We start from the raw sequence: 23,751 nt of genomic DNA, 5'->3' as shown, positions 1-23,751 counted from the left end.
GGCCGCTCAGCGAGGCTCATGCCCACCCGCCCGCCTGATACGCGTAACCACTGTGAATTAAGTTTCAAGGACTAAGGTTCGGGCTGTGCGTGTACTCCTGGTGGAAGACGATGAACCGGTGGCCCAGTCGCTCCGTCGCGGCCTGCTGCGTTACGGCTTCGAGGTGGCGTGGGTGTCCACCGGCGGCGCGGCGCTCAGCCACACCGAGCCCTACGACGTCGTCCTCCTCGACCTCGGCCTGCCCGACACCGACGGCCTGGACGTCTGCAAGGCGCTGCGCGAACGCGGCGACGTCCCGATCATCGTCATCAGCGCCCGCAGCGACGAGACGGACCGGGTCGTAGGCCTGGAACTCGGCGCCGACGACTACGTCTCCAAGCCCTTCGGCGTACGAGAGGTCATCGCGCGCATAAGAGCGGTGATGAGGCGCGTCCAGCCGCGCGCCCAGGCCGCCGAGGCCGGCCCCGACCGGTACGGCACCCGGCTGACGATCGACCGCAAGGCGGCCCGCGTCCGGCTGGACGGCGACGAGGTCGCCCTCGCCCCCAAGGAGTACGACCTGCTGGCCTTCCTCACCGAGGAGCCGGGCGCGCTGATGTCGCGCGAGCAGATCATGGAGGCGGTCTGGGACGCGAACTGGTTCGGGCCGACGAAGACCCTCGACGTCCATGTGGCGGCGCTGCGCCGGAAGCTGAAGGGCGCGATCGCGATCGAGGCGGTCCGGGGAGTCGGCTTCCGACTGGAGATCGTCAAGGACGAGACCATCAAGGACACCGGACGGGACACCGACCCCTCGTGAACCGTCAGCTCATCCGGAGTTACATCCTCCTCGTCGCCGTCGCGATCTTCCTCTTCACCGTGCCGGTCGCCTTCACGCTCACCAAGCAACTGCGCGACGACACCAAGGTGTCCGTCCAGCGCGAAGCCCAGACGATGGCGCTGCTCCTGGGCAACGGCGACAAAATCTCCTGCGACGCCCTGGAGAAGGTGGCCGCGGCGTACGACGAGGAAACGCTCGGCACGGTCCAGGCGACCACCACCGGCGACTGCGCCCCGAAGCTGCCGAGGCCCGAGACGGACGCGGCCCTCACCCTGGCCGTACGGGACAACATGTCCACGACCGACTGGGGTTCCGACTTCATCTGGGGCAAGCATCTGACGGTCACCGTCCCCGCGGAGGGGGCATCGGCCGTACGGATCGTGTACTCGACGTCCGACATGACCAAGCGACTGTGGAGCATCTGGGGCTTCCGGGCCGGCCTCGCCGTGCTCGTCCTGGCGGCCGCCGCCGCGATCGGCGCGTACGCCGCCCGCCGGATCACCGCTCCCCTGCGTGAACTCAACGGTATGGCCAGCAAGTTCAGCGACGGCGACCTGACCGCCCGCTCGCAGGTGACGGGCCCGCCGGAGACACAGACGCTGGCCCGCACCCTCAACCAGGGCGCGGAACGCCTGGACACGCTGGTGGCCTCGCAGCGGATCTTCGTGGCGGACGCCTCCCACCAACTCCGTACGCCCCTCACGGCGTTGCGCCTGTCGCTGGACAACATCGCGGACGGCACGGACGACGAGTTCGTACGGGAGGACGTGGAGCAGGCGACCGCGGAGGTCGTCCGGATGAGCCGGCTGGTCAACGGGCTGCTGGTGCTGGCCCGGGCCGAGGCGAAGGTCACGGCGGCGGAGCCGCTGTCCCTGCGGGACATCGTGGATGAACGCCTGTCGGTGTGGAGGCCGGCCGCCGACGAGCGCGGAGTCACCATCGCGCTCAGGGGGAGTGGGGTTGCCGACGGCCGGCTGCTTGTGCTGGCCAGCCCCGGTCATCTGGACCAGGTACTGGACAACGTTCTGTCGAACGCCCTGGAGGTCTCACCGGACGGCGGGACGATCACCGTACGGGCCCAACCTCGGGGCGACGAGATGGAGTTGACGGTCTCGGACGGGGGCCCCGGCATGTCCGACGCCGAGAAGTCCCGCGCCTTCGACCGCTTCTGGCGGGGCCAGGGCCTCACCGGGCGCTCCGGCTCGGGTCTCGGCCTCGCCGTCGTCAAGCAACTGGTGACGGACGACGGCGGAACGGTGACCCTGACGGACGCGCCCGGGGGCGGGCTGTGCGTGGTGATCAGCCTGCGGGCGGCGGATCGGAAGAGCGCCGGCTGATCAGCCCTCGGGCATCGCCGAGGAGTGGTGGTTGACGATCTTCCACTTGCCGTTCCGCTTCTCGTACTCGTACGTGTAGCGGGCGTCGACCCGTCGCTTCTCGCCGGTCTTCGGGTCGGTGAGGATGAAGTAGTACGAGCCGGTGTCGATCGCCGAGTTGTTGTCCAGGACGTTGATGATCGTCTTGGTCTTCGTGCCGACCGGCTTGTTCTCGAGGAAGTGGTGGAAGTAGTCCTCGATCTCGGCGTGGTTCGTCCGGATCTTGTTGGACACCGTCGGGAGGAGTACCGCGTCGTCGGCGTACCGGTTGGTGACCTTCTCCGGGTCGCCCGTCTGGAGAGCCTTGTTCCAGCCGTCGAAGAGGGCGGCTATCTCCTTCTTGGAGGGCTTCGCCGACTTGGAGTCGGCGCTCGCGACGCTGACACCGATGGTGGCGGTGGCGGCCGTCAGAACGGCAGTGGCAGTGATGAGGGCTGCGCGCTTGCGCGACTGACGGGTCATGGCAACTCCTGTACGTGTGAGGTAGTTTCCCCCTCCGCATCTCCTGCGGTGGAAGTGACTCCAGCTTCGCTTTTCGCTGGTTAGCGCCCGTCCAAGGGACGTACAGGGCCCGGGAAGGGCGATGCCAATTCACGTACGGCAACAGGTCGATCACGCTCCGGAGTGCCCTCCCGAGAACGGGGAAGCCGTCGGTGACGGCAGGCGAGTACGCGAGTACCGGATCGCGGACTCGCAGTAACATCCGCCGATGACAACGGGGTTGGCGACGCAACTGATACTCACCGCGACGGTCGCCCTCGCGTCGTGCGTGCAGTGGCTCACAGGCATGGGCTTCGCGCTGGTCTCGGTCCCCGTCCTGATTCTGCTTCTGGGTCCCGTCGACGGTGTCGTCCTGGCCAACTGCGCGTCCGGGGCGATCTGCCTGGTGGGGCTGGCGGGAGGCTGGCGGCATGTGCGACTGCCCGCGATGGTGCCGCTGTGCGCGGCGGCGGCCTGCACTGTTCCGGCGGGCACCTGGCTGGCCCGCCGCCTGCCCGAGCCCGTGCTGCTCGCGGCGATGGGCGCACTGGTGACGACAGCCGTCGTCCTGGTCCTGCGCGGCACCCGGGTGGCCGCCCTGCGCGGCAGAGCCGGAGCGGTGGCCGCAGGCGCGGCGGGCGGCTTCATGAACTCGGCGGCGGGGGTGGGCGGCCCCCCGGTGTCGCTCTACGCGGTCAACGCGGGTTGGACGGTACGGGAGTTCGTGCCGAACGCCATGTTCTACGGCGTCCTGGTGAACGCCGTCTCCGTCGCGTCGAACGGCCTCCCCCACCTGTCCCCGCCGCTGTGGGCGTCCTCGGCGGCGGCCATGCTCACAGGCGCCCTCGTCGGCAGTACCCTCGCCGGCCGCATCCCGGAACCCCGGGCCCGCCTCCTGGTCCTCCTACTGGCCCTGGCAGGCGGGCTGACGACGCTGGGGAAGGGTGTGTGGGGGATGACCGGGAGGTGGTAGGCGGTGGACGACGCGGTCCTGCTCGCCGTGGACGCACAGGACGGGGGCCGGAGCGTCAGTCCACGAACTCCTTGAGGGACTCGGTGTCGAGGGAGATGCTCACGGGGTCGGGGAGCTTGACGGTGGCGCCGAACGGCAGCTTCTCCTCGTGACGGTAGCGGCCGTTCTCGGGCTGGTTGAACACGACGACCGAGCCGTCGTCCCGGTCGATGAGGAGGTAGACGGGGATGCCGGCGGCCGCGTAGCCGTCGGGCTTCTCGACTCGGTCACGCTGATGGGTGTCGGAGTCGTACGACGTGACTTCCACGGCCATGAGAACGTCCTCCCCGTTCGACCACTCGCCACGCCCCTTGAGACTGCCCTTGGGGACGAGAATCGCGTCCGCGCGGGCCCGCCCCTTGCGGTAGGCCTCGGTCTTCAGGCCCCGCTCGGGGTAGAGACGGAGGTCAGGACGCGACTGCATACACCTCTCCAGAAGCCACATGTAAATCTCGCTGTGGTTGCCGTCCGGCACGGGCTTGACCTGGACCTTCCCCTTGACGAACTCCAGCCGCACGGTCTCCGGGGCATGGCGTTCCAGGTGCTCGAACTCCTCGGCCGTCATCTGCGGCGGGTGCTCGGTCCTCGGGATCATGGCGTCGCCTCCTCGACTCCATGGTGCCCTGACCGGCACGTCCTGCACACTCACCGCAGCCCCGCCGCGCGGCGCAGTGCGTCGACGCGGTCGGTGACGTCCACGACCTCGTCGGCACCCGGCAGGCCGCCGACGCGCGGGCCGGGGAGGAACGTCTCCGGGACGGGCGCGTACACGGGCCCGGCCGCTTCGCACATCGCCAGGCATTCGGGGCACAGTCCGCTGACGATCTTCGCAGTGCGCTCGTCCGCGTCGCACAGACCACAGGCCGCGATCACGCGGCTCACCCGGGCGCGGCGGACGGCCTGCGGTCCCGACGTCGACTTCTTCGGCGGCATCTTGCTCTCCAGTCGCTTGCGGGCGAATCCGCCCGGGTTGGAGACGTCGGGCGGGAGGCCGTCGGTCAGGGCTCAGGTGATGTCGTGGGTGCTCGCACCACGGGACAGCCACTCCGCGGCGAGAGATTCGAGGGAACGGCAGTCGCCGTCGGACAGGGGCATACGGGCGTCGGCGGCGCGGAGTTCGGCGAGTACCTGGTAGGCCGGGCTGGGCCGCTCCGCGGGCTGTTCCGCGGGCTGTTCCGCGGGCTGTTCCGCGGGCTGTTCGTCCGATTCGTGTCCCGACTTGCCGTCCGCCTCCGGTCGCATGGCTTCCGGGGCCCGCGCCTCGGTTGCCTCGGAAGCGGCAGGCCCCTCGGACTCGTCGGGCTCCTCGACACGGGCCAGACCCGACTGATAGCAGCCGGTCACGTCCCTGCCGCGGCGCTCCCGTACGAACTCCGCCCACCACTCGGCCGACCTGCGGGTACGCGACCAGTACGTGCGCGTCACCCACCGCATCGAGTTGCCCTCGGCGGTGATGTGCTCCTTGATCCAGCGCAGGTGGCCGGCGAGGGTGATGCGGCCCATCGAGACGCGTACGGCCTGCTGGCCGTAGTAAGGGTGCTCGGCGGCGATCACCTTTTGACATGCTCCTCGCCCTGAAGGGCGAGGATTCTGGCCTTCTCCACCGGTTGCCGTGCCGCTACGCGGCGCGGTTTCCGGAGGAGAATCCGTGGCTTCCTGTTTCTTCGCGCTGTGCCAGAACGGGTTCTGGTCTTACTGGCGCTCCGCAGGCTGTTACCGCCAGTCCGGCGGCCTGTTTGACGTTGAGTGCGGCGTTGTGGTCCCGGTCGTGGAGGGTGCCGCAGGCGGTACACGTCCATTCCCGGATGGTGAGGGGTTTGGGACCGTCCTTGACGCCGCAGCTGGAGCAGACCTGACTCGTCGGCTCGAACCGGCCGATCTTCACCAGGGTGCGCCCGTACCGCTCAGCTTTGTATTCCAGCATGTTCACGAACGCCGTCCAGCCCGCGTCGTGCACGGACTTGGCCAGCCGGGTGCGCGCCAGTCCCGTCACCGACAGGTTCTCCACGGCGATTCCTTGGTTCTCGGAGATCAGCCGGGTGGAGAGCTGGTGATGGAACTCCTTGCGGGCGTCGGTGACCTTGGCGTGGGCGCGGGCGACCCTGAGACGTGCCTTCTCCCAGTTCTTCGATCCCTTCCGTTTGCGGGACAGGTCCCGCTGGGCCTTCTTCAGTTTCTTCTCCGCCCGGCGCAGGAACCGGGGTGAGTCGATCTTCTCGCCGGTGGACAGGACGGCGAAGTGTGTGAGGCCGAGGTCGATGCCGATGCTCTGGTCCGACGCGGGCATCCGGGCCGCGTCGGCGGCGGGGTCGGTGTCGATGACGAACGAGGCGAAGAACCTGCCCGCGCTGTCCTTGATGACAGTGACGGAGGTGGGGGTGGCGGGCAGGGTGCGGGACCACTTCACCTTCACCGCCCCGATCTTCGGCAGGTCCAGCCGGCCACTGTCGGTGATCTTCCAGCGGGCGTTGGCGGTGAACCGGATCGACTGCCGGGCGTCCTTGCGGGACTTGAACCGGGGCGCACCCAGCTTCGGTCCCTTGCGGTCGCCCTTCAGGGAGGCGAAGAAGTTGCGGTAGGCACTCTCGGCGTCCCGCAGGGACTGCTGGAGCACCACCGCGGACACCTCACCCAGCCAGGACCGCTCCACGGTCCGCTTGGCCTCGGTGATCAGACGCGTGGACAGTTCCCCGGCCTTCGGGAACGGCTGCCCGGCCTTACGGGCGTCTTCACGGGCGCTGACCGCGTCGTTGTACACGACACGCGCGCACCCGAACGCCCTCGCCAACGCGGTGCGTTGGCCGGGCTCCGGGTACAACCGGAAGGCGTACCGAAGGTGCATGCGGTGATCGTACGAACAGGCGACACCCGATGTCGCCGGGAACATCCGTTCCCCGCCTCACCCCCCGGCCGCACTGTCCGGCTCCGCCGGAACGACACTGCGGCGCTCCGCGCCACAGTCACGAGATCGGCTTCACCACCGGCATGAACGCCGATGCACTGCCGATGAAGCCCGGTAGCGCCAGGTGCCCGGCGACGGCTGTGACTTGGAGTTGCACTGGACTGACACAGCGGCCACCTCCGACTGATACACCCCGGTGTGTATCACCTCAGTCGCTACCGAGCGTAGCCGGATACACGCCACCGTGTGACCATGACGAACGCGATCCCCCACCACCGCCCCGCCTGGGTCCCCCTCGCCGGCCACCACCTCCGCCTGTCCGGCGTGCACTTCGACACGATCCGCGTCCAGGGCGTACGTGGGGAGCAGGCCGCCGCCGACCTCGTCGAGGCGGCCGACGGGGACGGCGGGCCCGTCGTCTGCGAGGTGACCGGATTCCGCTGGATGTACTTCCTGCTCGCGCCCGGGGAGGTACGGAAGCACGACTGGCCTCAGGGCGTACAGCGGTTCGGCGAGAGGGGATCACGCACCGTGACGTACATCGGGATCCCGGCACTGGACGGCAACACGTGGCCGTTGCGGTGGTACAGCGAGCCGACGGCGACGACGCCGTTCGTGGAGGCTGGGCGGTTGCGGGCGGTGCTGGAGGCTGTGGGGCCGTAGGCCGGCGTTCCTGGGCGCGCGGTGGGCAGGTTCACCGGCATCCGGCCGCCCGGCCTCCACCCGGGCCCAGATACCCGCCCGCCCAGCCGCTCAACACAACCTGGTTGACGCCTACTTCACCGTCCGCAGCCCCAGCGGCTCAGCGATCTCCTCCTCCATCACCTTGCCCGCCTCCTCCGCCAGGGTTTCGTCGCCGAGTTCCTGGTCGGTGTCCAGGCCGTCCAGTTCGGCCAGGGGCTGGTTCAGGCGGACGTGGGCGACCAGGGACTGGAGCGCGCGGAGGGTTGCCGAGGCTGTGGAGCCCCAGTTGGAGAAGTAGGAGAACTGCCACCACCACAGGGCCTCTGTGGTGCGGCCCGCGCGGTAGTGGGCCATGCCGTGGCGGAGGTCGGCGATGACGTCGGCGAGGTCGTCGGAGATACGCGCCGGGACCGGGGCCTTGCGCGGCTCGTACGGGTCGAAGACCTCCGAGTAGACGTCCACCGGGTCCAGCATCAGCGCCAGCCGTTCGCGGATCTCGTCCACGTCCGGTTCCGGGCCCATGTCGGGCTCGTAGCGCTCGTCCGGGACGATGTCCTCGTGGGCGCCGAGGCGGCCGCCGGCCAGCAGTAGCTGGGAGACCTCAAGGAGGAGGAAGGGCACCGCCGAGTCCGGCTCGTCGCCCTTCGCCACCTCCGTGACGGCCACCAGGAAGCTCTCCACCTGGTCGGCGATCTGGACCGCGAAGTCGTCGGGGTCCCGCGTCGTGTCGTGCAGCGTGGCGTCAGACATCTAGGAGTCGTCTCCCCTCGAAGGCGCGGCCAAGGGTCACCTCGTCCGCGTATTCCAGGTCGCCACCCACCGGGAGGCCGCTGGCCAGGCGGGTGACCTTGAGGCCCATGGGCTTGATCATGCGGGCGAGGTACGTCGCTGTGGCCTCGCCCTCCAGGTTCGGGTCGGTGGCGAGGATCAGCTCCGTGATCGCGCCGTCCGCGAGGCGGGCCAGCAGCTCCCTTATCCGGAGGTCGTCCGGGCCCACCCCCTCGATCGGGCTGATCGCACCGCCGAGGACGTGGTACTTGCCGCGGAACTCACGCGTCCGCTCGATCGCCACGACGTCCTTGGGCTCCTCGACGACACAGATGACCGTCGTGTCCCGGCGCGGGTCGCGGCAGATGTTGCACAGCTCCTCCTGCGCCACGTTCCCGCAGGTCGCGCAGAAGCGGACCTTCGCCTTCACTTCCAGGAGCGCGTGCGCGAGCCGCCGTACGTCCGTGGGCTCCGCCTGCAGGATGTGGAAGGCGATCCGCTGCGCGCTCTTGGGACCGACGCCGGGGAGTCGCCCCAGTTCGTCGATGAGGTCCTGGACCACGCCTTCGTACAACGGACTGCCTTTCCTGAATGCTGACTTTCCTGAATGCTGAGCGGGCGTTGAGTTCGTTCCTACGTACCGTAGTTGGCCGTTGCCCGACTGAGGAAGGCGGGACGGGGGGCGCGCGGGGCGAACGTCAGAACGGCAGGCCCGGGATGCCGCTTCCGCCGCCGCCCAGACCCTGCGCGAGCGGGCCCAGCTTCTGCTGCTGAAGCTGCTGCGCGTTCTCGTTCGCCGCCTGTACGGCCGCCACGACCAGGTCGGCGAGAGTTTCCGTGTCCTCGGGGTCGACCGCCTTCGGGTCGATCTTGAGGGCCCGCAGCTCGCCGGCGCCCGTCACGGTCGCCTTGACCAGACCGCCGCCCGCCTGCCCGTCGACCTCGGTACGCGCCAACTCCTCCTGCGCGTTCGCCAGGTCCTGCTGCATCTTCTGGGCCTGCTGGAGCAGCTGCTGCATATTGGGCTGGCCACCACCGGGGATCACGATCAGCTCCTCGTCGTCCGTACGAAATTCGGCTTCAGCACGAGCCTACGTGGTCGGGTCGGCCGTCGCTCCAGCACTCTTTCGAGTGAGCCGGTCCTGTGGCCTATACCTGATCAAGGGCGTCTTCCGAGCGAAAAAGTTACGAAAGCCAGGTCGCCGCCACCCATTGGGCGGTAGGAAGGGGGCGGCGCGACAGCTTTACAACAGCACCGGACATCACGCGGACACCCGTACGGTGTCACGCACGGTGATGGATTGTGGTCAGTCTGCTCAGGTGAGGGAGTGCCGGGTGAGCCAGCCGGAGATGCAGCCCGAGGGGCCGTCCCAGAGACCGCCGCATGATCATGATGGCGGGCGGAGCGAAGGGCCCGTCGGGCTGGGTCCCGCCGGCCCGGGTTTCGCCGGGCTGCGGCCCGGGGACCTCACCGGCCGGCCGTTCCCTCTCGGCGACTGGGGCGAGCCCGCGCCGCGCCTCGACGAGCTGTACCGGTGGGTGGAGCAGGGGGCTCTGGAGACGTCCGCCTGGTATCTCGCCGACCGGGTCTGGAAGCGGCGGGGCGCCCGGGCCCTGCGTACGGGAGCCGCGCTCGGGGCGATCTCCGGGGCGTCGCTGCCGCTGCTCGATCTCACCGGCGTGATGGGCGGGGTCGCCCCCTGGGGATATCTGGCGCTGCTGATCGCGGTGGCGTGCGTGGGCGTCGACCGGTTCTTCGGCGTCACCTCGGGCTGGATAAGGGACGTCGCCACCGCGCAGGCCGTCCAGCGGCGGCTTCAGGTACTCCAGTTCGACTGGGCGTCGGAGAGCGTACGAGAGGTACTGGGCCCGACGGAGGGAACGGCGGGCGAGGCGGCCGACCGGTGCCTCGGGGTGCTGCGCAGGTTCTCGGAGGACGTGACGGAGCTGGTCCGGGCGGAGACGGCGGACTGGATGGTCGAGTTCCGCACGGGTTCCGCCCCCCTGGGCATCCAGTCGACGGGCCTGGGAACCCCCCGCCAGGACGCGACGGTGCATCAGGGACGCTTCGGGGTGGCCCCGGGCACCCGCCCGAACATGCCCCGGCAGCGGCCACCGGAGGCTCGGTGAGGTGGGTTGGGGCGGGGTGGGGCTCGGTGAGGTGGAGTGGCTCAGCCGTCCTTCTCGTACGTCAGCTGCCCGTCGCCCTTCGTCGTCTCGCGTCGTAGCCTGCCGTCGCCGAGCAGGGTGAGGGTCGAGGCGGCGCCCGGGGTGCAGGCGGAGGCCGGTTCGCCCGACGTGACCTGGGACGGGCCGATGCTCAACAGGGTTTCCTTGGCGGGGCGTTCGGCCAGGGGGGCGATGAACTCGCAGTGGTAGACGCCCTTGTCGGTGAGGCCGTCGGCGACCAGGGTCAGCACGTCCTCGCCCACCTTGCCCCGCGTGATGGTCAGTTGGCGGGTGTTGTGGCCCTCCGCGTTGTCGATCGTGGCGGTCCAGGTGCCGAGGAATCCGGGCGGTACGGCATCCGCGGCAGCCGCCGAGGGACTGACAGACGGGGCCGGCGCGCTCGTCGTACGGCTCGGTGTCGGAGTCGGAGTCGGAGTCGGAGTCGAGGGATCGTCGTCGTTGTTCAGGAGGGCGACGATCGACGCTCCGGCCCCCAGGGCGACGACCAGCGCGGCGGCGCCGAGGGCCAGCGACAGCCTGGATCTCCTCCCCCGCTCCTCCACACGCTCCGCCCGCCCCACCGCATAGGGCATGGGAGTCCCCGGCGGCACCGTGCTCCACGCGGCCGGTACGGCGGGCTCCTCGAGCGTCGGGTCACCCGGCCAGACAGGGGGCCGTTGGTGGTCGCCGGGGGTGGCGGCGAAGGGCTGGGGGGCGTGAGGGGGGTGCGGCAGAGCGGCTGAGGTGTATTCGCGTGTTGACTCGCCCGGCTTCGCCTCCGCCTCCGTCTTCGCCTCCGCCTCGAGCAACTCCACCGCGTGGCGGCCCAGTTGGGCGACCAGCTGGGCCGGCAGCCAGGTGTCGCGTTCGTAGCCGGTCGCCACCGCGTCCGCCGACACTCCCGTCCGTTCCAGGATCTGGGCCGGGGTGGGGCGGCGGGCCGGGTCCTTGTGGAGGCAGGCGTGGACGAGGGCGGTCATGCTCTCGGGGACGCCCGTCAGGTCGGGTTCCTCCTGGGCGATGCGGAACATCATGGCGTGGGCCCCGCTGCCGGCCGTGGCGAAGGGCAGGGTGCCCGTCGCGGCGTACGCGAGGACGGAACCGAGGCAGAAGACGTCGGCGGCTGCCGTGATCCGGTCGCCCCGCACCTGCTCGGGCGCCATGAACCCGGGTGAGCCGATGAGCGCGCCCGCGCGGGTGAGGCCGCCCTCCGCGACGGTCTCCAGGGCACGGGCGATACCGAAGTCGATGACCCGGGGCCCGTCGATGGTGACCAGCACGTTGGACGGCTTCAGGTCGCGGTGCACGATCCCGGCGGCGTGGATGTCCCGGAGGGCGTGGGCGAGCCCGGCGGCGAGGACGCGTACCGAGCGTTCGGGCAGCGGCCCGTGGTCGTACTCGACGATCTGCCGCAGGCTCGGCCCGGCCACGTACCCGGTCGCGAGCCACGGCACCTCGGCCTCGGTGTCGGCGTCGAGGACGGGTGCCGTCCAGCGCCCCGCGACGCGTCGCGCGGCGGCGACCTCCCGCCGGAACCGGTCCCGGAACTCGTCCTGCTCGGCCAGCTCCCGCCGGACCAGCTTGACGGCGACCGTGCGCCCCCGCTCGGAGCGCGCGACGTACACCTGCCCCATCCCGCCCGCGCCGAGCCGCGCCACCAGCCGGTACGCCCCTATTCGCGCCGGATCCCCGTCCCGGAGCCTGTCCATGCCCGCGCCGCCTCCCCCATGTCCCACACGCCCGTCCCCCTCCCCCGCACCCCCCCTACTTCCCCTCCGGGACACGCGACAACCTGTCGCACAAAGCGCCCGACCGCAGACAGTACGCCGATATCCAGCCGTCGCCCCGGACACCTACTCTCCCGGCATGACCCCTCAGCCCAGCCCGCAGACGGGTGCCGCCGTAAAGGCCGCCGACCGTGCGCACGTGTTCCATTCCTGGTCCGCGCAGGAGCTCATCGACCCGCTCGCCGTCGCCGGTGCCGAGGGGGCGTACTTCTGGGACTACGACGGCAGAAGGTATCTGGACTTCACCAGCGGGCTGGTGTTCACGAACATCGGGTACCAGCATCCGAAGGTCGTCGCGGCGATCCAGGAGCAGGCCGGGCGGATGACGACGTTCGCGCCCGCGTTCGCCGTCGAGGCGCGGTCCGAGGCCGCTCGGCTCATCGCCCAGCGGACCCCTGGCGACCTCGACAAGATCTTCTTCACCAACGGTGGCGCCGACGCCGTCGAGCACGCCGTGCGCATGGCCCGGCTGCACACCGGCCGGCCCAAGGTGCTGTCCGCCTACCGCTCCTACCACGGCGGCACCCAGCAGGCCGTGAACATCACCGGCGACCCCCGCCGCTGGCCCTCCGACAACGGCACCGCCGGTGTCGTCCACTTCTGGGCGCCCTATCTCTACCGGTCGAGGTTCTACGCGGAGACCGAGGAGCAGGAGTGCGCGCGGGCGCTCCAGCACCTCGAGGACACCATCACCTTCGAGGGGCCCGCCACCATCGCGGCGATCATCCTGGAGACCATCCCCGGCACCGCCGGCATCATGATCCCGCCGCCCGGCTATCTCGCCGGGGTGCGGGCGCTGTGCGACCAGTACGGGATCGTCTTCGTCCTGGACGAGGTCATGGCCGGGTTCGGGCGGACCGGTGAGTGGTTCGCCGCCGACCTGTTCGACGTCGTGCCCGACCTGATGACCTTCGCCAAGGGCGTCAACTCCGGCTATGTGCCCCTGGGCGGCGTCGCGATCTCGGGTGCCGTCGCCGAGACGTTCGCCACTCGCCCCTACCCCGGTGGCCTCACCTACTCCGGGCACCCCCTCGCCTGCGCCGCCGCCGTCGCCACGCTGACCGTGATGGCGGAGGAGGACATCGTCGGACAGGCCGCCCGCACCGGCGAGAGCATCCTCGGACCGGGGCTCAGGGAGCTGGCCGCGCGTCACCCGAGCGTCGGCGAAGTGCGCGGTACGGGTGTCTTCTGGGCCCTGGACCTCGTACGGAACAAGGAGACCCGGGAGCCGCTGGTGCCGTACAACGCGGCCGGGGAGGCCAACGCGCCCATGGCCGCGTTCGGCGCCGCCGCGAAGGCGAACGGGCTGTGGCCGTTCATCAACATGAACCGCACCCATGTCGTCCCGCCCTGCAATGTGACCGAGGCGGAGGCCAAGGAAGGGCTCGCCGCGCTGGACGCCGCACTGGCTGTCGCGGACGAGTACACCGGGTAATCGGAGACGGCGGTAATCGGGTAAGTCGGGTAACCGCACGGGAAAGTCTGCCCGGAACCCGAACGCGTAAGGTGACGTGCTCGTAGACATATGCGAGTAGTCATCCACACGCGTGAAGGGGGAGGGCCCCGAGCATGCCCGCCAGCAGCGGCAACGGTGCCGTGACCCGCAGCACCCTGCGGCAGCAGATCGCGGACGCGCTCCGCGACGAGGTGCTGGCCGGCCGTCTCCAGCCGGGTCAGGAGTTCACGGTCAAGGAGATCGCCGAGCAGTACGGCGTCTCCGCGACGCCCGTCCGCGAGGCCCTGGTCGATCTGTCGGCCCAGGGCCTGCTGGATGCCGACCAGCACCGCGGCTTCCGCGTGCACGAGTACTCGCTCGCCGACTTCCAGGGCATGATCGAAGCCCGCGGCCTGGTCACGGACGGCATGTTCCACGGCCTGGCGAAGGGGCTGGCCGCGGCCGGTCCGGCGGGCAGCGGGACAGGCGGCCGGGTGACCGGCTTCGCCAGTGACAGCCCCGGGCCACGCGGATTCTTCGTCCGCGTCGGCGACCCCCGGGCCGCCGCCGCCCTCGCCGGTGTCCGCCGCCGGGGCGAGGAGGCGCGGCGCGCCGCGACCGCCGGTGAGCTGAACATCCTCATCGGCTACGACCTGCGCTTCTGGCGCGAACTGGGCGCCCTGTTCGGCAACCCGTACCTCACCGACTTCCTGCACCGGCTGCACGTCCAGTGCTGGGTGTGCGCGGTGCAGCACCTACGGCGGCTCGACGACCTGCGCGGCCGGCTGTGGTCCGGCCACACCGAGGTCGTCGACGCGCTGACCCGCCGCGACCTCGCCGACGCCCACCGCCTCGTGGACGAGTACGACGCCCACTCCCTCGCCCTCCTCGAGGGCACGGCTCCCGGAGGGAACGGGGGCACCCTCGTATGAGCACGTCCACCCGTACCACCGGCACCCTCGATCTGACCGTCGTCGTCCCCGCCTACAACGAGGAGCAGCGGCTCGGCCCCACCCTCGCAGCCATCACCGGCCACCTCCGGGAGAACGAGGGCCGCTGGGGCACCTGGGAGGTCGTGGTCGTCGACGACGGGTCCACCGACGGCACCCGTGACCTCGTCACCGGCCTCGCCGACCCCCGCGTCCAGCTCGTCACCAGCCCCCGCAACCGGGGCAAGGGCAACGCCCTGCGCCTCGGCGTCGCCGCCTCGCGCGGTGCCCGGGTCCTCGTCACGGACGCCGATCTGGCCGCGCCCATAGAGGAACTGGAAGTCCTGGACAAGGCGCTCACCCAGGGGAACGCGGCGGCGATCGGGTCCCGTTCCGTGCCCGGGTCGACGATCGAGCACCACCAGCACCGGGTGCGTGAACTCCTCGGCCGGGCCGGCAACCTCCTGATACGCCGGGTCGCGGTCCCCGGCATACGGGACACCCAGTGCGGTTTCAAACTGTTCGACGGCGACCGCGCCCGTACGGCGTTCGCCGCGTCCCGGCTCAACGGCTGGGGCATAGACGTCGAGGTCCTCCAGCACTTCCGCCGCGCGGACTGGCCGGTCGCCGAGATACCGGTCCGCTGGGCCCACCAGTCCGGCTCGAAGGTACGCCCGCTCGACTACGCCCGCGTCCTCGCCGAACTGACCGCCCTCAAGACGCGCGCGCTCCGCCCGGCCGACCTCCTCGCCCTCACCCTGTTCCTCCTCATGGCGGTCGCCCTGTACGCGGGCCGCTGGGCCGACCCGGCCCACCGCTACCTCCCCGACTCCCTCCAGGACCAGAACCAGTGGGAGTGGTTCTTCGCGGTCACCGCGGACAACATCAGCCACTTCCGCAACCCCCTCTTCACCGACCTCCAGGGCTTCCCCGACGGCGTGAACCTCATGGCCAACACGGTCATGCTCGGCCTCTCCGTCCCCTTCGCACCGGTCACGCTCCTCGCCGGTCCGGCGATCTCCCTGGCCCTGGTGATGACCCTGGGCCTCGCGGTGACCGCCGCCGCCTGGTACTGGCTGATCGTGAAAAGGGTCGTACGGCAGCGGGGAGCGGCCTTCGCCGGCGCGGCCCTGGCCGCCTTCGCGCCCCCGATGATCAGTCACGCCAACGCGCACCCGAACTTCGTCATCCTCTTCATGATGCCGCTGATCATCGACCGCGCCCTGCGCCTGTGCGAGGGCGAGCGGGTCACCCGCAACGGCGTGATCCTGGGCCTGATGGCGGCGTACCAGATCTTCCTCGGCGAGGAGCCGCTGCTGCTGGCGGCGATGGGGATGGGCCTGTTCGCCCTCGCCTACGCCGTCCTGCACCGGGACGTCGCGAAGGCCGCCTGGCGTCCGCTGCTGCGCGGCCTGCTGATCGGGGGCGCGGTCTGCCTCCCGATCGTCGCCTTCCCGCTGGGCTGGCAGTTCTTCGGGCCGCAGAGCTACAAGAGCGTCCTGCACGGCGACAACGCGGGCAACAGTCCGCTCGCGCTGCTGTCCTTCGCCGAGCGCTCCCTCATCGCGGGCGACCGGGACCGCGCGAACGCCCTCTCCCTCAACCCGACCGAGCAGAACGCCTTCTACGGCTGGCCGCTGGTCCTGCTGGCCTTCGCGATCTGCGTACGGCTGTGGGAGCGCACGCTGGTGAAGGCGCTCGCCTTCACGGCGGTCGCCGCCGCCTTCCTCTCCCTCGGCCCCGAGTTCCGCATCCCGCTGACCGACACCGTGCTGCCCGGTCCTTGGGCGCTGCTCGCCAAGAAGCCGCTGTTCGAGTCGGTGATCGAGGGCCGGGTCGCGATGATCTGCGCCCCCGCGCTCGGCATGCTGCTGGCCCTCGCGGTGGAACGGCTGGCGGCCACCCGCCGTCTGCCCACGCAGTACTTCGGCACCCTGGCGGTCCTCCTCGCCGTACTGCCGATCATCCCGGCGCCGCTGAAGTCGGTGGAGCGCACCCCCGTGCCCGCCTTCATCGCGGACGGTGCGTGGAAGTCGTACGTCGGCAAGGGCGAGTCGCTCGTGCCGGTGCCGCTGCCCGATCCCGGCAACGCGGAGGCGCTGCACTGGCAGACGGTGGCCGGCCTCGGCTTCAAACTGCCGGGCGGGTACTTCAACGGGCCGTACGGGGCCGAGCGCGTCGGCATCTACGGTGCCTCGCCGCGCTTCACCTCCAACATGCTGCGGGACGTCCGCTACACGGGCGTCGCCCCGACGATCGGCCCCAACTGGCGGGCGCAGGCCAAGAAGGACTTCGCGTACTGGAAGGCGGGCGTGCTGGTGCTGGCCCCGCAGGGCAACGACGGGGTGCTGCGCGAGACGCTGGAGAAGCTGACGGGCAAGCCGGGTAGGTGGACGGGCGGCGTGTGGGTATGGGACCTGCACGACGGGTCATGACGTGTGACCCGGTGACCTGATGACCCGGTGACCTGTTCCTGACGGTGTCTGGCCCGCAACACAGGGGTCCGACCTGCCCCCGACCTATTACGCTGCCCTGACCACGCTGCCTTAACTACGCTGACGTCCGAGACGCGAGGAGTGCTCCTTTGGCCTGTGACCTGTGGCTGGTCCCACTCGTCGACGTGCTGTGCCACACCCCCGACAACCCCTTCGCCGAGGAACTCGCCCTCTACGACAAGGTGCTCGGCGAGGCAGGACTGCCACCGGTGCCGGTGTACTCGTACATGCCGGGGCTCACCGGCGACGTGGGTCCCATCGCGGGCTTCGACTACGACGCGCTGCACTTCCTGCGCCGCGCCTACCTCCTCCAGGTGTGCGGGCTGCCGGTGACGCCGGTGGGCGAACTGGGCGGTGACTACGAGCAGTTGCTGGAGATGTTCGAGGCGACCGCCCAGCAGTCGCACCTGGTCTGGCACTACGACCACGCGGGCGCCTACGTCCCGGTGGACTTCCCGCACCCTCTCTCGAGCGATGAACTCCTGGCGGGGGGCGGCCCGTTGGGCTCGTCCCAGACCCTGCTGCGGGAGCTGGAGTTCGTGGCCCCCTCGATCGGCATCAACCCGGCGAACCCGCCGCTGGCACCCGCCCCGCCGCTGACCCCCACGTCACTGGAGGAACCGGCGGCACCGGCCCCCTACGACGACAGCCCGTTCGCCCGGGAACGGCATGTGTGGCTGGGCCTGAACGCGGCGGCGACCCGGAGTCTGGCACAGGGGTCGATGATCGTCTTCAGCTGAGCGGTTCAGCGGCTCAGCGGTTCAGCGGATCTGGGAGAGACCCTTCTGCAGGTCGTCCGTGTTCATGACGGGGGTGAACGAGACCCTGGCGTTCAGCTGGCTGAAGAACGGCTCCGCGATGACCGGGATCTGGGAGGAGTCCTCCAGATCGATGAACAGCCAGCAGGTCCGGCACCCGTCCTCGGGGCCGAAGTACGCCGCCTCCGGCTTGAGGTGGTCCAGGGTCTCCTTCAGCATCTTCGGCATCTCGCCGCTGTGTATGCCCTCGTTGCCCTTGTCCGTGTCGAACTGTGCCTTGAACAGAACGCGCATGGCACTCACCCTCTTTGGTTGACACCCGCGAGTACACACTCGCGTCAAATCAGGATATGCCCGATATCCACGCTCGGCGGCCCGGGCCCGCGTCCCCAGGGGGCGCGGGCCCCTCCCTGGCAGGAGTTACCGCTGACGCGGCAGCCTGAGTGTCCGCACGAGAGGCATGTCGGCGTACAGATCCGGGTCGACGGTCAGCACGCGCCGGCCGTTCGGCCAGTCCACCGTCGGCCGGGACAGGTGGACCGCGTGCCCGAGCCGCCACTCCACCCCGTCACGCAGCAACGCGCCCACGGTGGACGCGCCCGCGAAGTCCAACTCGACGATCTCGACGGCGGGCAGGGCGCCGATGTGCTCGGCCAGCCCCTTGCGCATGCCGTCGGCGGCGGCGAGGCAGAGGGCGGGCACGTACACATGCCGGACGGACCCGTGTTCGGTGTTCGCGACGAACTGCGAGGCGAGCGAGTTCCCCGACCCGAGCGCCAGCAGTGCCGACTCGTCGAAGACGACACCGGTCGATCCGGGACCCGTGGCCCCCTTGGCGGCGCTCACAGGCTCTCCACCTCCACTCCGGCCTCCAGGTCCTGCCACACCTTCTCGACCCTGTCGTGGTCCTCGTCGGTGAGCGTGACCCCGAAGTGCGTCTCGCAGTACGCCTTGGTCTCCTCGTACCGCTTCCGCAGCTCCTCCTGCGTGGGCGTGACTCCCGCCAACTCGGCGATGAGGTCACGCATGGTCATCCCGCGCTCGCGGGCGAGCACCATGAGACGGTCACGGACTGCGGGGTCGACCTTGACGGTGGTGTCAGCCATGACGCAAGTATACCGCCGGTATACCGTATCGGGCCGCTCAAGCAATGCGGTCATCCTGCTTCCTTCCGGGTGGGTTGACCCGGCCGCACGGATGTACGGCCGGGAGTCTGTGTTGCGCCTACGCGGGCGCAGGCCGCCGCAGCGGCGCTCGGGTCAGATTCCGAACTTCTTCGGATTCACCCGCGGGGGCCCCGCCCTCGCACAAGGTGCCGAACACCTCGTTGACGATGGCGAATTGCCCGGCCCTCTCGACCTTGCGCGTCACCCGCCGCAGATACCGGGATTCCTCCAGCTCACGCAGGGCGGCGGCGGTCTGGGTGCGGTTTTCCTGGCGCCGCTTGACGGTGGCGAGGACGCCGCTCAGGAGGTACACCAGTACGCCTACCGCACACCGGGAGAGACTCCGTTGGCGGAGAAGGGCACCGAAGGGGACCACGAAGGCGCGCGGGGGCGTCGTACGATGAATGCGCATTGGGAGGTCTGTCTCTCGATGTCGAGCCCCCGGGTGTTGGCGCACCGCGGGGGCATTTCCGTTGCCGCGACTCTAGGGGCACGCAGAGCGGCGAAAGCAAGCTGAACGGGCTTTCCCCGGGCGGAAGTTCGCGTTCTTCACTCTTCGGGGTGAAGCGCCGCCTTCAAGAGCAGCGCGTGCACGAAGTGATCCCTCACCGTCGGCCGATAACGCCAAGTCAGCGGCCACGTCTGCCCGTTGAGTGCCGGGACGGGAATGTAGGCGATGCGGCCCGGCCCCGACGCGAGACAGGTCACCCCGGGCGGCCAGGCCCGGTGGGAGGTCGCGCCCACGGGTACGAGGAAGTAGACGGCACGGCTCCCGTTCGCCTCCTCCACGACCGGCCCCGGCGCCCCGCCGGTCATCCGCGCCAGCCGGTCCGCCGCAGCTCTGCCCTCGTCACCGTCCACGCGCACGGCGTCGAACTGGACGCCTGCCTTGCGGAGTTGGATGCCGGTGGGCGGGACCCAGGCAATCTCCGGGGCGAGTGGGGGGTCGTCGAGGTTTACCTCGTCACTTTCCGTGTTCATGGGGACAGTCTGGGTGGGCAGGTCTAGCTTCTTCCATAACTCTGCGTCGAGGGTGCGTAGCTGTCGGAAATCGACGCGGGTCGGTGGTGACCAGTTGAGTTCGGTTGAGTTCGGGAGTGACCGGATGGCGAGTTCGGGCAACAAGGTGGAAGCGGGCGGCACGGCACACATGGTCGCCGCCCTCGCGAAGGCGCTGCGCGAGCAAATGGGGTACACGCAGGAGGAGTTGGGCAAGCTGATCGGCTACACGGCGTCAGCGATCAGCGCGATGGAAACGTGCGCGCAGCCCGCCAGCGACAAGATGCTCGTCAAGCTGGAGGAGGTGTTGGGGGGCGGACTCGGGGTCTTCGAGAAGGCGCGGAAGTGGATGTTGCTGGAGAAGTATCCGGCGCGGTTTCGGGGCATGGCGGGGTTGGAGCGGGGCGCGGTCACCATCTGCTCGTACGCGAGCTTCGTTCTCGACGGGCTGTTCCAGACCGAGGCGTATGCCCGGGCCGTAATCCACGGCAGCTATCCGCCCGTCTCCGCACAGAAGGAGGACGAACTCGTCGAGGCACGGGTCGCCCGCCGAGCGCTCTTCGAACGAGATCCGGCCCCGATGATCGAGCTGATCCTCGAAGAGAGCGTCCTGCGGCGACCTTTCGGCAGTTGGGCCACTCTGCGCGAGCAACTGCGCTCGCTGGCCGACGACGCCCAACGGAATAACATCTGCTTGCAGGTGCTCCCGATGAACCGCGGGCTGCGCGGTACTCACGCGGGTGAGCGCGGCCCCATGAAACTTGTCGTCACCGAGGACCACGACCACGTTGTCTTCATGGAGATCGAGGACCAGGGCATTCTGGTAAGTAACCCACCGGAAGTAGCTCAACTGGCCCACCGTTATGCGAAGATCCGCGCACAAGCGCTGAGCCCCGACGACTCACTCAGCCTCATCGAACGGTTGGCAGGAGAAGAACAATGAGCGATGCCCATGCACTGCGGTGGTTCAAGTCCAGCTACAGCGACGGCGGTGGCGGGGACTGCGTAGAGATCGCCCCCTGCCCCCACTCCCCCACCACCTCGATACACATCCGCGACTCCAAAAACCCCGGCGGCCCAAACCTCACCGTCGCCGGTGAGGCCTGGGCCGCGTTCATCGTTTACAGGTAGTACCAGTCCACGGCCACGTCCTGGCCGCCGATGCCGGTCGACAGGATGGAGACGGTGATGACGGGGTTGCCCTTCGTCTTGCCGCCGACGTACCAGCACTTGATGTACTGGAAGCCGCGCTTGGTCGGGCAGCTCTGGTCCGAGCGGTAGCCGACCTTTCTGCCGTTGATGGTGAGGGCGGTGGCGGCGAGGAGGTGCATGCCGTCCCAGTACGAGTCGGACGCGGCGCCGTCGCAGGCGGTGAGCTTGCTCCCGGTCGAGGCGTCGCCCGTCGAGGCCGCGGCCTGCTGCGTGCCGTTGTACCAGTGGGTGGAGGCGCAGTTCGCCAGCCGCTTCACCGCCGTGGCGCGCCAGCTGAAGTCGCCGCTGTACTGCGGTGTGGCGGCCAGGGCCGTTCCGGCGGTGATGCCGAGCGCGAGCGCGATGGCGGTCAGCACCATGCCGACACGGGCCGCGATCCTTGCTCGACGGGAACGCTTGGGGGACGTAGGCGTCATTGTCCTGTCTTTCGTTCTCGGCCGTAACGAACTCTCCTTTCTCCGGACGATCTTGCTGTGAGCGTCCTTTGCCACGGTCTTTACCCACCCGCTGACCAGCGTGGCATCCCCTTTGCCCACCCCGCTGTCCGGGCACTTAGCCTGCTCCCAGGAGATCGACTTCCGGAGGTGGCCGATGAACAACATACGGTGCACGCAGTGCGGTGCCGTGGGGCTGGAGCAGGGCTTCGTCGAGGACTCCGGGCAGGGCGCTCGCGGGTTCGCGCGGTGGATCGAGGGCGCCCTTGAGCGAGGCCCGCTGGGCGGCGCGAAGAGAATGGGGCGGCCGCACTGGCAGATCGACGCCTTCCGCTGCCCCTACTGCGCGCACCTCGAACTGTTCGCGGCGCAGCGCGACTAGAAGACGGCTGTGGGGCCGCCCGGCCTCCGGCCGGACAGCCCCGCGACAAGACTTTCAGCAGCCTTCTAGCTGTCGCTGAAGGTGGCCGCCGGCATCGTGCTGATCACCACCTTGCCGGGGTAGGCGGCCACCAGCGGGTCGGTGACGGACGCGGGAGCGTCGGTCCGCACCACGACCTTGTCGTTCACGCCGTCGTAGCGGACGGTCACACCGTAGTTGGTGGTGTCACTGCTGGCGCCCGCGATCCGGTCGACGGCCGCGGTCTGGACGGCCTTGATCTGGGCGAAGGTGAACTGAGCACTCTTCGCGGTGGTCGGCGTGGGCCAGTCGGTCGGAAGCTGCGCGTCCGTGGAGGTCCAGTGGGGCGGCTTCGCCAGGTTGTTGATGTCGCCGGTGTAGTCGGAGGGGAAGACGATCACCGGTCCGACGGCGGGGTCGTCGAACGCGGTGAGCGCGCAGTTGTAGTCGGCCAGGGCCTGGACCTGCTGCCACTGCAGCGAGGTCCGTCCGTCACTGACACCGCTCTTCGGCGCTGCGGGGTCGGCGATGTCGTTGGCCGTGGCGGTCTCGTACGGTGCGCACCTGCCGTCCGGGGCCTTGTCACTCTCGATCCGGAGCTTGCCCGGGTACCGGGTGGTCAACGGGTCGGTGACCGAGGAGGGGGCGTTGGTCTTCACCACGACCTGGTCGATCGACCCGTCGTAGGAGATGTCCAGCCGGTAGGTGCTGTCGCCGTTCGGCTGCACCTGAGCGGTGACCGCGTCCTCGATGGCGTAGAGGTCGTCGGTCGTGAACAGCTGACTGATCCCGCGCGTGAAGTCGGGCCAGGAGGTGGGGGTGTTCCCGTATTCGTCGGTCCACCCGGGCGGCATCTCCGGGTTGTTCCAGTCACCGGCGTAGTCCTTGGGGAAAATGATCACGGGTCCGTACCCGGTGTTGTCCTGGAAGGCCGTGAGCGCGCCGTTGTAGGAGGTGATGGCCTTTATCTGCGCCCACTCCAGTTCGGTGGCACCGGCGTTCGTCAGCACCTCGGAGGGGGACAGCGCCCGGTTGTAAAGGCGGAAGTCGCGCATCCGGCCCTTGAAGTACTTGTCGTTGGCGAACAGCGACCGTCCGATGTAGTTCGCGACGGTCGTCCCATTGCCGATCGAGCCGGGCGTGATCGTCACATTGGTGTTGCGGGCCTTCTCCGCGCCGTTCTCGTACAGGATGCCGGTGGTGCCGGTCTGGGTGTACGTGATGTGCTTCCACATGCCGCGTGTCAGCTGGTACGTCGTGTCCGACGGGCGCGTGTTCTGCTCGGAGGCGTAGGTGCTCGGCGTGATCGCGGTGCGGAATTCGTTGCCGGTCGTGAACAGATAGCCGTAGCCACTGATACCGGTGCCGCTCTTGTTGCCCATCCCGTACAGGAAGTACGGCTTGCCCATGGTCGGGTCGATCCACGTCTCGAAGTCGACGGTGATCGAGTTCAGACCGGCCATGATGTTGTCCGGCATCTTGACGTAGGTGTTGGAGCCGTTGAAGCTCAGCCCCTGATCGCCCTTCCAGTCGGCGGTGCCGCCCACCGTGCCGTCGTGGTTCTGGCCGGAGGAGTCGTGGGCGACCGTGCCGGAGGTTTCGTCCAGCTTGTAGTCCAGGATCAGACCGTTGGTGATATCGGCCTGTGCGGGGGCGGCGGTCATCAGTGCAGTGCCGGCGCCCAGGAACAGGCACAGGCCGGTGGCGACGAGACCGGCGGACCTCCGCCGCCGTCTCGGGGTGGGGTCGGCGGTGCCGACGGCGGGCACCGTGCCTGCCGGAATCCTTCTTCGCATCGTCTTTCCTTTCAGAGCTGCACGTAGCTGTCGACCTCGACGGCCCGGTACTGGGCGTTCCCGCCCGGACGGGCCCGAAGAGGGCAGGCACAGAAGTACGGTTCGACACCCGTCGGCGTCGGGGCGCGG

At 69.5% G+C, this 23,751-nt stretch carries 28 protein-coding genes; 12 read left to right on the top strand and 16 right to left on the bottom strand.

The annotated features are described in order from the left end of the window. The first annotated feature begins 85 nt into the window (after window positions 1-85). A complete protein-coding gene (locus ABZ855_RS42885; protein ID WP_360817606.1) occupies window positions 86-799 on the top strand; it encodes a response regulator transcription factor in 714 nt (237 codons plus the stop codon). Continuing rightward, entirely contained in the window at window positions 796-2,157 is a 1,362-nt protein-coding gene (locus tag ABZ855_RS42880; RefSeq protein WP_360817603.1) for a HAMP domain-containing sensor histidine kinase, read from the top strand. The genes ABZ855_RS42885 and ABZ855_RS42880 overlap by 4 nt, the downstream gene beginning before the upstream one ends. Here the strand turns inward: ABZ855_RS42880 and ABZ855_RS42875 are convergent, their stop codons facing one another. Further along, on the bottom strand, window positions 2,158-2,658 hold the full coding sequence (locus ABZ855_RS42875) for an SgcJ/EcaC family oxidoreductase (RefSeq protein ID WP_360817600.1): 501 nt from the start codon (window positions 2,656-2,658) through the stop codon (window positions 2,158-2,160). It lies immediately after the preceding gene. A 247-nt stretch (window positions 2,659-2,905) separates the two neighbouring features. Here ABZ855_RS42875 and ABZ855_RS42870 point away from each other — a divergent pair, with 247 nt between their 5' ends. Beyond that, window positions 2,906-3,649, top strand: coding sequence for a sulfite exporter TauE/SafE family protein (locus tag ABZ855_RS42870; RefSeq protein ID WP_360817597.1), 744 nt, complete (start codon window positions 2,906-2,908; stop codon window positions 3,647-3,649). A 55-nt stretch (window positions 3,650-3,704) separates the two neighbouring features. Here the strand turns inward: ABZ855_RS42870 and ABZ855_RS42865 are convergent, their stop codons facing one another. The 4 genes from ABZ855_RS42865 to ABZ855_RS42850 all read right to left on the bottom strand — a co-directional run bounded on the left by ABZ855_RS42865 (window position 3,705) and on the right by ABZ855_RS42850 (window position 6,530). Beyond that, a complete protein-coding gene (locus ABZ855_RS42865) occupies window positions 3,705-4,283 on the bottom strand; it encodes a Uma2 family endonuclease (protein ID WP_360817594.1) in 579 nt (192 codons plus the stop codon). 50 nt (window positions 4,284-4,333) lie between these two features. Then, window positions 4,334-4,621, bottom strand: coding sequence for a hypothetical protein (locus tag ABZ855_RS42860; RefSeq protein WP_360817591.1), 288 nt, complete (start codon window positions 4,619-4,621; stop codon window positions 4,334-4,336). 72 nt (window positions 4,622-4,693) lie between these two features. Further along, complete coding sequence (locus ABZ855_RS42855; RefSeq protein WP_360817588.1) at window positions 4,694-5,242, bottom strand: hypothetical protein; 549 nt, start codon at window positions 5,240-5,242, stop codon at window positions 4,694-4,696. A 64-nt stretch (window positions 5,243-5,306) separates the two neighbouring features. Beyond that, window positions 5,307-6,530, bottom strand: a complete 1,224-nt coding sequence (locus tag ABZ855_RS42850; RefSeq protein WP_360817585.1) for an RNA-guided endonuclease TnpB family protein — start codon at window positions 6,528-6,530, stop codon at window positions 5,307-5,309. A gap of 312 nt (window positions 6,531-6,842) precedes the next feature. Here ABZ855_RS42850 and ABZ855_RS42845 point away from each other — a divergent pair, with 312 nt between their 5' ends. Continuing rightward, window positions 6,843-7,253: a hypothetical protein gene (locus ABZ855_RS42845; protein ID WP_360817582.1), complete on the top strand. Its 411-nt coding sequence runs from the start codon at window positions 6,843-6,845 to the stop codon at window positions 7,251-7,253. A gap of 111 nt (window positions 7,254-7,364) precedes the next feature. On the opposite strand, the gene ABZ855_RS42840 is transcribed toward ABZ855_RS42845, so the two are convergent. From ABZ855_RS42840 to ABZ855_RS42830, 3 genes are all read right to left on the bottom strand, one after another. Continuing rightward, complete coding sequence (locus tag ABZ855_RS42840; RefSeq protein WP_360817579.1) at window positions 7,365-8,024, bottom strand: DUF5063 domain-containing protein; 660 nt, start codon at window positions 8,022-8,024, stop codon at window positions 7,365-7,367. Further along, window positions 8,017-8,616 (bottom strand): recombination mediator RecR, encoded by a 600-nt coding sequence (gene recR, locus ABZ855_RS42835; RefSeq protein WP_319205622.1) that lies wholly within the window; start codon window positions 8,614-8,616, stop codon window positions 8,017-8,019. Before recR ends, ABZ855_RS42840 begins: the two co-directional genes overlap by 8 nt. 124 nt (window positions 8,617-8,740) lie before the next feature. Continuing rightward, window positions 8,741-9,088, bottom strand: a complete 348-nt coding sequence (locus ABZ855_RS42830; RefSeq protein ID WP_006373444.1) for a YbaB/EbfC family nucleoid-associated protein — start codon at window positions 9,086-9,088, stop codon at window positions 8,741-8,743. A 289-nt stretch (window positions 9,089-9,377) separates the two neighbouring features. Between ABZ855_RS42830 and ABZ855_RS42825 the strand changes: the two genes are divergently transcribed. Further along, window positions 9,378-10,172 (top strand): SLATT domain-containing protein, encoded by a 795-nt coding sequence (locus tag ABZ855_RS42825; RefSeq protein WP_360817575.1) that lies wholly within the window; start codon window positions 9,378-9,380, stop codon window positions 10,170-10,172. 41 nt (window positions 10,173-10,213) lie between these two features. On the opposite strand, the gene ABZ855_RS42820 is transcribed toward ABZ855_RS42825, so the two are convergent. Beyond that, window positions 10,214-11,920 carry a protein kinase gene (locus ABZ855_RS42820; protein WP_360817572.1) on the bottom strand — a complete coding sequence of 569 codons (1,707 nt, stop codon included), beginning with the start codon at window positions 11,918-11,920 and terminating at the stop codon, window positions 10,214-10,216. A gap of 157 nt (window positions 11,921-12,077) precedes the next feature. Between ABZ855_RS42820 and ABZ855_RS42815 the strand changes: the two genes are divergently transcribed. From ABZ855_RS42815 to ABZ855_RS42800, 4 genes are all read left to right on the top strand, one after another. After that, complete coding sequence (locus ABZ855_RS42815) at window positions 12,078-13,433, top strand: aspartate aminotransferase family protein (protein WP_360817569.1); 1,356 nt, start codon at window positions 12,078-12,080, stop codon at window positions 13,431-13,433. Window positions 13,434-13,567: 134 nt separating this feature from the next. Beyond that, window positions 13,568-14,365 carry a GntR family transcriptional regulator gene (locus tag ABZ855_RS42810; protein WP_360817566.1) on the top strand — a complete coding sequence of 266 codons (798 nt, stop codon included), beginning with the start codon at window positions 13,568-13,570 and terminating at the stop codon, window positions 14,363-14,365. Then, window positions 14,362-16,797: a dolichyl-phosphate beta-glucosyltransferase gene (locus ABZ855_RS42805; protein WP_360817563.1), complete on the top strand. Its 2,436-nt coding sequence runs from the start codon at window positions 14,362-14,364 to the stop codon at window positions 16,795-16,797. Before ABZ855_RS42810 ends, ABZ855_RS42805 begins: the two co-directional genes overlap by 4 nt. 149 nt (window positions 16,798-16,946) lie before the next feature. Next, on the top strand, window positions 16,947-17,597 hold the full coding sequence (locus ABZ855_RS42800) for a hypothetical protein (protein WP_360817560.1): 651 nt from the start codon (window positions 16,947-16,949) through the stop codon (window positions 17,595-17,597). 21 nt (window positions 17,598-17,618) lie between these two features. Here the strand turns inward: ABZ855_RS42800 and ABZ855_RS42795 are convergent, their stop codons facing one another. From ABZ855_RS42795 to ABZ855_RS42775, 5 genes are all read right to left on the bottom strand, one after another. Beyond that, the gene (locus ABZ855_RS42795; protein WP_319205639.1) at window positions 17,619-17,909 is read right to left on the bottom strand and encodes a hypothetical protein; all 291 of its coding nucleotides are present in this window, start codon (window positions 17,907-17,909) and stop codon (window positions 17,619-17,621) included. 126 nt (window positions 17,910-18,035) lie between these two features. Beyond that, window positions 18,036-18,461 carry a hypothetical protein gene (locus ABZ855_RS42790; protein WP_360817557.1) on the bottom strand — a complete coding sequence of 142 codons (426 nt, stop codon included), beginning with the start codon at window positions 18,459-18,461 and terminating at the stop codon, window positions 18,036-18,038. Further along, window positions 18,458-18,721, bottom strand: a complete 264-nt coding sequence (locus ABZ855_RS42785; RefSeq protein ID WP_360817554.1) for a hypothetical protein — start codon at window positions 18,719-18,721, stop codon at window positions 18,458-18,460. The genes ABZ855_RS42790 and ABZ855_RS42785 overlap by 4 nt, the downstream gene beginning before the upstream one ends. Before the next feature lie 118 nt (window positions 18,722-18,839). Continuing rightward, the gene (locus ABZ855_RS42780) at window positions 18,840-19,193 is read right to left on the bottom strand and encodes a hypothetical protein (protein ID WP_360817552.1); all 354 of its coding nucleotides are present in this window, start codon (window positions 19,191-19,193) and stop codon (window positions 18,840-18,842) included. Between the two features lie 137 nt (window positions 19,194-19,330). Then, window positions 19,331-19,762, bottom strand: coding sequence for a hypothetical protein (locus ABZ855_RS42775; protein ID WP_360817550.1), 432 nt, complete (start codon window positions 19,760-19,762; stop codon window positions 19,331-19,333). A gap of 124 nt (window positions 19,763-19,886) precedes the next feature. On the opposite strand from ABZ855_RS42775, the gene ABZ855_RS42770 reads away from it, so the two are divergent. Both ABZ855_RS42770 and ABZ855_RS42765 read left to right on the top strand, forming a co-directional pair. Further along, complete coding sequence (locus tag ABZ855_RS42770; RefSeq protein ID WP_360817547.1) at window positions 19,887-20,723, top strand: Scr1 family TA system antitoxin-like transcriptional regulator; 837 nt, start codon at window positions 19,887-19,889, stop codon at window positions 20,721-20,723. Next, complete coding sequence (locus ABZ855_RS42765) at window positions 20,720-20,911, top strand: DUF397 domain-containing protein (RefSeq protein ID WP_360817544.1); 192 nt, start codon at window positions 20,720-20,722, stop codon at window positions 20,909-20,911. Before ABZ855_RS42770 ends, ABZ855_RS42765 begins: the two co-directional genes overlap by 4 nt. Here ABZ855_RS42765 and ABZ855_RS42760 read toward each other — a convergent pair. Continuing rightward, window positions 20,902-21,351 carry a hypothetical protein gene (locus ABZ855_RS42760; protein WP_360817542.1) on the bottom strand — a complete coding sequence of 150 codons (450 nt, stop codon included), beginning with the start codon at window positions 21,349-21,351 and terminating at the stop codon, window positions 20,902-20,904. The two genes, ABZ855_RS42765 and ABZ855_RS42760, sit on opposite strands and share 10 nt — an antisense overlap. 232 nt (window positions 21,352-21,583) lie before the next feature. On the opposite strand from ABZ855_RS42760, the gene ABZ855_RS42755 reads away from it, so the two are divergent. Next, window positions 21,584-21,808 (top strand): hypothetical protein, encoded by a 225-nt coding sequence (locus ABZ855_RS42755; protein WP_360817539.1) that lies wholly within the window; start codon window positions 21,584-21,586, stop codon window positions 21,806-21,808. A 65-nt stretch (window positions 21,809-21,873) separates the two neighbouring features. Here ABZ855_RS42755 and ABZ855_RS42750 read toward each other — a convergent pair whose 3' ends face one another. Beyond that, window positions 21,874-23,622, bottom strand: coding sequence for a LamG domain-containing protein (locus ABZ855_RS42750; protein ID WP_360817536.1), 1,749 nt, complete (start codon window positions 23,620-23,622; stop codon window positions 21,874-21,876). Window positions 23,623-23,751 lie beyond the last annotated feature (129 nt).

The organism is Streptomyces sp. NPDC047042 (genome assembly GCF_040644035.1).
In the GTDB taxonomy this organism is placed as follows: Bacteria; Actinomycetota; Actinomycetes; order Streptomycetales; family Streptomycetaceae; genus Streptomyces.
This window is presented reverse-complemented; position numbering and strand designations above follow the sequence as displayed.

What these genes read in the sequence shown, in the direction of transcription:
- ABZ855_RS42780 (WP_360817552.1), bottom strand. Translation starts at nt 19,193, where the DNA reads ATGCGCATTCATCGTACGACGCCCCCGCGCGCCTTCGTGGTCCCCTTC.
- ABZ855_RS42820 (WP_360817572.1), bottom strand. Translation starts at nt 11,920, where the DNA reads ATGGACAGGCTCCGGGACGGGGATCCGGCGCGAATAGGGGCGTACCGG.
- ABZ855_RS42755 (WP_360817539.1), top strand. Translation starts at nt 21,584, where the DNA reads ATGAACAACATACGGTGCACGCAGTGCGGTGCCGTGGGGCTGGAGCAG.
- ABZ855_RS42805 (WP_360817563.1), top strand. Translation starts at nt 14,362, where the DNA reads ATGAGCACGTCCACCCGTACCACCGGCACCCTCGATCTGACCGTCGTC.
- ABZ855_RS42795 (WP_319205639.1), bottom strand. Translation starts at nt 17,909, where the DNA reads ATGCGCGTTCTGTTCAAGGCACAGTTCGACACGGACAAGGGCAACGAG.
- ABZ855_RS42775 (WP_360817550.1), bottom strand. Translation starts at nt 19,762, where the DNA reads ATGAACACGGAAAGTGACGAGGTAAACCTCGACGACCCCCCACTCGCC.
- ABZ855_RS42770 (WP_360817547.1), top strand. Translation starts at nt 19,887, where the DNA reads ATGGCGAGTTCGGGCAACAAGGTGGAAGCGGGCGGCACGGCACACATG.
- ABZ855_RS42870 (WP_360817597.1), top strand. Translation starts at nt 2,906, where the DNA reads ATGACAACGGGGTTGGCGACGCAACTGATACTCACCGCGACGGTCGCC.
- ABZ855_RS42765 (WP_360817544.1), top strand. Translation starts at nt 20,720, where the DNA reads ATGAGCGATGCCCATGCACTGCGGTGGTTCAAGTCCAGCTACAGCGAC.
- ABZ855_RS42875 (WP_360817600.1), bottom strand. Translation starts at nt 2,658, where the DNA reads ATGACCCGTCAGTCGCGCAAGCGCGCAGCCCTCATCACTGCCACTGCC.
- ABZ855_RS42865 (WP_360817594.1), bottom strand. Translation starts at nt 4,283, where the DNA reads ATGATCCCGAGGACCGAGCACCCGCCGCAGATGACGGCCGAGGAGTTC.
- ABZ855_RS42810 (WP_360817566.1), top strand. Translation starts at nt 13,568, where the DNA reads ATGCCCGCCAGCAGCGGCAACGGTGCCGTGACCCGCAGCACCCTGCGG.
- ABZ855_RS42785 (WP_360817554.1), bottom strand. Translation starts at nt 18,721, where the DNA reads ATGGCTGACACCACCGTCAAGGTCGACCCCGCAGTCCGTGACCGTCTC.
- ABZ855_RS42850 (WP_360817585.1), bottom strand. Translation starts at nt 6,530, where the DNA reads ATGCACCTTCGGTACGCCTTCCGGTTGTACCCGGAGCCCGGCCAACGC.
- ABZ855_RS42840 (WP_360817579.1), bottom strand. Translation starts at nt 8,024, where the DNA reads ATGTCTGACGCCACGCTGCACGACACGACGCGGGACCCCGACGACTTC.
- ABZ855_RS42750 (WP_360817536.1), bottom strand. Translation starts at nt 23,622, where the DNA reads ATGCGAAGAAGGATTCCGGCAGGCACGGTGCCCGCCGTCGGCACCGCC.
- ABZ855_RS42845 (WP_360817582.1), top strand. Translation starts at nt 6,843, where the DNA reads ATGACGAACGCGATCCCCCACCACCGCCCCGCCTGGGTCCCCCTCGCC.
- ABZ855_RS42760 (WP_360817542.1), bottom strand. Translation starts at nt 21,351, where the DNA reads ATGGTGCTGACCGCCATCGCGCTCGCGCTCGGCATCACCGCCGGAACG.
- ABZ855_RS42860 (WP_360817591.1), bottom strand. Translation starts at nt 4,621, where the DNA reads ATGCCGCCGAAGAAGTCGACGTCGGGACCGCAGGCCGTCCGCCGCGCC.
- ABZ855_RS42815 (WP_360817569.1), top strand. Translation starts at nt 12,078, where the DNA reads ATGACCCCTCAGCCCAGCCCGCAGACGGGTGCCGCCGTAAAGGCCGCC.